The following is a 6,000-nucleotide window of genomic DNA, read 5'->3' as shown; positions in this document are numbered from 1 at the left end:
TGGTTTGAGGATTTTGTTTGCCATATTTAAACAAAAACTTAAGCGCAGGTGATAATTCACCAGTTTCAGCAAAGGTTGCTAATTCCTCAAACGAAACTGATTGAGTAGCTATACCATACCCAAAAGTAATTTTCTCTGCTGCTATAACTTGATGGTTGGAAATAGCGACAAAGATGCAAGTAATAAACAAGACCAAATTAACTTTGAGCGATTGGGAAATCATTATTTAAATCAATATGAGTTTTATTGCCGCAGTAATTCTCTAAATTGTCGTTCGTAAATAAACCGAAAACCCAAGCATCTGTGGCTTTTGTAACTGTATTCTCGATTTAATATGATTTTTTAACTGCAATTATGCAGTTTTGTTTCAAGTTTGACTCGTCACTCTATTTTTATGGTATAAATGTACTAACAATAAAACTAAAGAGGAAGTCATGACAACAGAACACTATATTCTCAATCTAAATCCTCAAGCCGAAAGTAGTTGGGATCGCTGCGTACTCAGAAATCCTCTAACGGGAGAACGTTCCAATTTAGAAGCGGCGATCGCCAAAGCCGTAGGAGATAGAGCAGGTTCTTATTTAATTAATGTCAATATTGATGTCAGAGTATTGCAAAGTGGAGAGCCAAGCCTAACAGTTAAAAATACTGTCGAATTACCAAAACTTGGCAACATCAAACAAAAAAACAATCGCTTGCTTGCTTCTTAAAGTAAAAGGTAGTTAGGGCGATCGCCAATTTAATTGCCTTATTCATCAATGAACAATGAACAGCGAACGTCAATCCTTGTTCATTGCTAAATGTTAAATGATAACTGCTCATTGACGAGCGACCCACAGAGGCGCAGAGCCGCAGCCCCTAACGGGTCAAGAGCCGCCTAGCGGCGGTCTGCGCGTATGCGCTGCGCTCAACGGCGCGTATGCGCCTTGGGGCGTTAGCCCCGCCCTCAGAGCTGCGCAGTCACAGCCCGCGAAGGTTATAGACGAGATAACGAAGGCGGGCAAGCGTCGCTAGACACGACTTTGAGACATTCGGCTCTGTGACTGCCGACGTTGCTCCGCAACTGCGCCGAGTCGTTTTATTTGTTTTATAAAAAACGACTCGCGGCGGTAGCCGCCTACTGACGAAGACGCTACTCCTTCGGAGAAGGCTACGCCAACGTCAGTCGCGCCCTTGCGTACGCGCTGTTCGGCGTAAGACGCAAGGGAACGCGCACCAAGACGAACAAAGACTACATCAAAAATAAAGCAGCAGAGCAAAGTGAAAGTGCTGCTGCCTGAAAAGAATTGGCTTTAGAAAAAGAGAGAAGTCTAAAACAGGTAGAAGTTTACTTAAGGGAATTGAAACTGCTTCTAGCTCAAAATAAGCTTGATTAGAAGGATAGTAGTCAAATCGATCCAGAGGGAGTAAAGCCCCGTAGTGTAGCATAAAGGAAGTTGTGTAGTTATAAATAGAAATAACTAAAGGCGAAAAAACTAAAATAGAAGCAGAAAAGTAGTAGGTTAAGGGGATGTCAGAAATACTAACTATAGAAGAAATGGAGCAGAAATATCGAGGAGAATGGGTGTTAATCGCCTATAGCGAAACGGATGAAGATTTACAGGCAATCGCAGGAAAAGTTATCGCTCATTCGGTAGTGTAGCAATAATGTTAATGTCGCTCATAAGTTTTTAGCTTGTCCGTGTAAAACTTGGTAATTCCAAACGGCTTGAGTAACTTTTTTAACTTGAGAAACATTCTATCCTCTCTTCTTCCCAACACATAAGCCAGAATGGTTCTCGTTCTATAGTCAATGGCGTGCCATAATCATCAAGAGTAAATCTTCTTACTTGTCAACTTTATTGCTACACTACTATCCGTTACACACCCTAAAGCTTGAAGAGCTGTTTTTTGTGCGGGAGTTAAACCTTCTGTGCCAGTAATATTCATTTCTTCATACAATCGCGCTGTTCGCAAAATTTGGAGGCATTTCCCCGTTTGAGTATCCCACAATCTGATACTTTGATCCTGCGAACCACTAGCAACCATTTGACCGTTAGGATGAAAAGCAACAGCAGAAACTAAATGTTTGTGTCCCTGACAAATATGCAAACATTTTCCTGTTTGAATATCCCATAATCTTACAGTGCGATCGTGGGAAACACTAGCTAGGATATGACCGTCGGGACTAAATGCCACAGCAAATACCCAATTATTGTGTCCCTGAAAACTTTTTATTAATTTACCCCGTCGACAATCCCATAAGGCGATCGCATTATCGGTACTACCACTAACCAGAAGATGGGGATTTCGAGGATGAAAAGCTATTGATTTAACTCGATTTTTATGTCCTACTAAAATTTGCAATAACTTATTATTAGTAATATTCCATAACCTAATTAGACAATCTGTACTACCAGTAGCAAAAGTGTGACCATCGGGACTAAATGCCACTGACCAAACCTGATTGGTATGTCCCGAAAAAGTTTGCAGACAAACCCCTGTTGTCATATTCCAAAGTTTGGCAGTAGTATCTGCACTGCCACTGGCGAGGGTCTGACCATCAGGACTAAATGCTAGGGTATAGACCCAATCCTCATGTCCTTGGAGAATTTGATGACAATGACCAGTTGCCAAATTCCAAAATCTAATCGTGCGATCGCGACTGGCACTAGCTAGAATTTTCTCTTGGGGATGGAAAGCTAAGGATGTCACTAAATCTTGATGACCAGTTAGGGTTTGCAGACAATAATTCTTTTCCCAATCCCAAATTCTGATGGTGCAATCATTGCTGCCACTAGCAATTAAATTACCCTGGGAATTAAACGCTACGGGAACAACCCAGTCCGTACTACCTTTCCAAGTTTTGAGACACTTGCCGTCTTGACAGTCCCAGATTTTCATTGTTCGATCCAAACTTGCACAGACAATGGTTTGTCCATCAGGACTAAAATCCAGGGAAAAAATTTGATTGGCGTGTCCGTAGACCGTCCTGAGACAAGTACCTGTATGATAATTCCACAATCTTACCGTGCGATCGCTACTTCCTGTCGCTAGAGTCACTCCATCGGGACTAAAGGTAACAGCAGAAACTCCATCGCTGTGTTGCAAATAGGTATCCAGACATTGACCCGTAGTAACCTCCCAAATTTTGACCGTGCGGTCGCTGCTGCCACTAGCCAGAGTTATACCATCGGGACTAAAAGCAATAGATCGTACACTAGCTTGATGTTCTGTCCAAGTATTTAAACATTTTCCTGTAGTAACATCCCAGATTTTTATGGTGCGATCGTCACTGCCACTAGCGAAAGTAATTCCATTGGAATTAAATGAGACAGAACGAACACAACCTTGATGTCCTTTAAAAACCTTCAGACATTTTCCAGTAATCACATCCCAAAGACGCAATTGACAATCTCCACTGGCACTAACTAGAGTTTGATTATCGGGACTAAATGCCACGGCAAAGATTTCATTTTGGTGTCCGAGACAGGTTTTCACACACATCCCATCTCTAACCTGCCACAATTTAACACTGCAATCTGCCCCTGCACTGGCTAAAATTTTACCATCAGGACTAAAAGCGACGGAACGAACCCAATTAGTATGACCTTGGCAAATAATTAGTAATTTTCCCGTATTGGTTTCCCAGAGACGAATCTGACAATCGGTATCGCAGGTGACGAGAATTTGACCGTCAGGGCTAAAGGTAGCGGACAGAATATTACCTAATGTTTCGGTAAAGATAGATTTAGATAAGTCTGTCTGGGCAAAGTTAACTTGGTGTAATTTTAGCCCTTGGAGGTTGGCTTGCCAGATAGCTAATTCCGAAAAATCTAATCCTTGTAAATCTATTTTTAAAAGACGCAGTAAATTAATAACATTGCCACTTAAGTAACCCCGTTTTAAACGGCGATCGCTTGTAGTTTGGACAGTTTTAATTATTTTTAATAGTTGTTGTTTTAATTGCTGTTTTGTACCAAAAAATTCTAGTAGTTTATCGGCAACTGGTTTGAGAATTTGGATCTCTTGAGAAGAGCGTAAATAATTTTTACTCTGAACTTTTACCAAAGCAATTTTATTAAAAAGATTAATATTTGTAGTTTGAATTTCTTCTGCAATTTTAATAATCAATTCATAGGTAACATATTCTATAACTACCGTTTGTAGACCCCAATAATTCTCAGATTTTTCAATTAAAGAACGTTTTTGTAAAGCAGCTAAAGATCTTAATAAAATTCTTGAGGATACTGGATTAATAAAATCTTGTTGTAATTCTTGAATTGTTAATGGTTCGCGATTGATTGCCAGCCAATATAAAACTTGTTGCTCTAAAAAACTTAAACGATTAAACTGCTGTTGCAAAAGGTCGTAGATATCAGGAAAAATAAAACTATCACGTTGTAAAATTTGCAAAAAATCTGTAAGATTACCTCGAAAAAAATCTTGAATCGTGGTAGATACGATCTTTAATGCTAAAGGATTACCTCCATAGCGATCGACTAAAGTTTGCCATTCTAATTTTGTTCCTTGAAAAGTCCCTTTAGCAGCTAGTAGCTTTTGTCCTTCAATTTTTGATAATCCCGATAATTGTAGACAACGAATCGGTAAATTGTCTCCTTCCCAACTAGCTAATTCGGGGAGTGCTTCGCGGGAAGTTAAAATCAAACAACTTTGGTGATTGCTTTCCGCGATCGCCCTAAATAAATAACTATAATTTTCACGATCGGAACGATATTTTACTTGTAATGAACTAAAGTTTTGCTCGCTGCCGCTTTGCAAAATTGATTCTAGGTTATCTAAAATTAAAAGACATCGGGATGAGCGTAAATATTGCAATAATAAACTTATTTTTCGATCTAAAGGATCAGGTAAATCTTGTTGTTGTTGCTGGCTAAAAAATTGAATTAAATCTTCTAGAATTTTCTCCACAGAGGGCGTATTCTTTAAACTGCGCCAGATAATAAATTCAAATTGGCGATCGATTAAGCGAGCAGTTTTAATCGCTAGAGAGGTTTTACCAATTCCTCCCATTCCCAGTAAAGCAACTAAACGACAGCGATCTTGGAGAATATATTGTTTAAGGGTAGCAATTTCTGGAGATCGCCCAAAAAACACCGAAACATCGATTTCCTCTCCCCAATCTTGATGATTATCGCGATCGACGATTTCTTGCCATTGTAATCCCAAAACTTGACAAAAAGCCCGAAACGCATCGACATTTACCGCATACTTTCCCGACAAAAACCGCTTCCAAGTTCCTTCGGAAATACCATCGGCAAAATAACCAGTTTCCGCCCAAGAAATACCCAGAATTTCGCTAGCAGCCTCCAACCACCGCCAATCATCAATCGTCCAGCCCTTGGCTTTCCTCGCCTGTTTGACTATTGCTAAACCACGAGAGGAAACTTTGAGTGCAACCATAGATACTTGCTCGAAATCACTAGATACAGCTAAATTTTGCTCTTGAGTCGCATTTTAAAACAAAGTTGTATTTTCTATCTCAGATTTTAAGAGTTGTCAAGATCGATTTTACCGATCTCTTTGCCGATCCAAAACCGATCTTACTTAATTGGGCTGAAGAGAGGGATGCTAAGGATAACAAGAGTTCAGAAAATCAAGTGATCGAGAATTAGATAGTTTCTATTCTGGATATCGATCGCAACTTTTGTTCGAGAAGTAATCAACAAAATCTTTGTTTAACAGGAGAAAAAAGTTATGAAATTATCTTATCGTGGTGTTAACTACAAATCTGAAGCTGTTATTTTTCATCAACTTCAATCTAATTCATTCATCACAGGCAAATATCAAGGTCAACAATCGGCGATCGCTCCAAGCATTAATTTAGCGCACCATAATCATCTACAACTCAAATATCGTAGTGTGCAGTATGCCAGGGGTTGGGGTAAGTCCGAGCGCGAAACCTTCCCCCAACTGCAATTACAATCAGTCGCAGCTTAACTTTTCCTCGAACATTCAATAGGCGTTGCATCCCTGCGGGATGATCTGATAATAATGAGG

Annotated in this window: 6 protein-coding genes; 3 read left to right on the top strand and 3 right to left on the bottom strand. The window is 39.8% G+C overall.

The genetic code is table 11. The features are described 5' to 3' along the window. A partial coding sequence (locus KV40_RS06515; RefSeq protein WP_036479092.1) for an alpha/beta hydrolase occupies positions 1-223 on the bottom strand: 223 nt, incomplete at its 3' end. Positions 224-434: 211 nt separating this feature from the next. Between KV40_RS06515 and KV40_RS06510 the strand changes: the two genes are divergently transcribed. Continuing rightward, positions 435-710, top strand: a complete 276-nt coding sequence (locus KV40_RS06510; RefSeq protein ID WP_036479089.1) for a hypothetical protein — start codon at positions 435-437, stop codon at positions 708-710. Between the two features lie 800 nt (positions 711-1,510). Further along, entirely contained in the window at positions 1,511-1,642 is a 132-nt protein-coding gene (locus KV40_RS36915) for a hypothetical protein (RefSeq protein WP_256381108.1), read from the top strand. An 8-nt stretch (positions 1,643-1,650) separates the two neighbouring features. Here KV40_RS36915 and KV40_RS37250 read toward each other — a convergent pair whose 3' ends face one another. After that, entirely contained in the window at positions 1,651-1,794 is a 144-nt protein-coding gene (locus KV40_RS37250; protein ID WP_081942788.1) for an IS1 family transposase, read from the bottom strand. A 15-nt stretch (positions 1,795-1,809) separates the two neighbouring features. Further along, positions 1,810-5,403 (bottom strand): NB-ARC domain-containing protein, encoded by a 3,594-nt coding sequence (locus KV40_RS06505; RefSeq protein ID WP_052055424.1) that lies wholly within the window; start codon positions 5,401-5,403, stop codon positions 1,810-1,812. A gap of 294 nt (positions 5,404-5,697) precedes the next feature. On the opposite strand from KV40_RS06505, the gene KV40_RS06500 reads away from it, so the two are divergent. Continuing rightward, positions 5,698-5,940 (top strand): DUF4278 domain-containing protein, encoded by a 243-nt coding sequence (locus tag KV40_RS06500; protein ID WP_036479087.1) that lies wholly within the window; start codon positions 5,698-5,700, stop codon positions 5,938-5,940. The last annotated feature ends 60 nt before the right edge of the window (positions 5,941-6,000 follow it).

It is taken from the genome of Myxosarcina sp. GI1 (assembly GCF_000756305.1).
Classification (GTDB): Bacteria; Cyanobacteriota; Cyanobacteriia; order Cyanobacteriales; family Xenococcaceae; genus Myxosarcina.
This window is presented reverse-complemented; position numbering and strand designations above follow the sequence as displayed.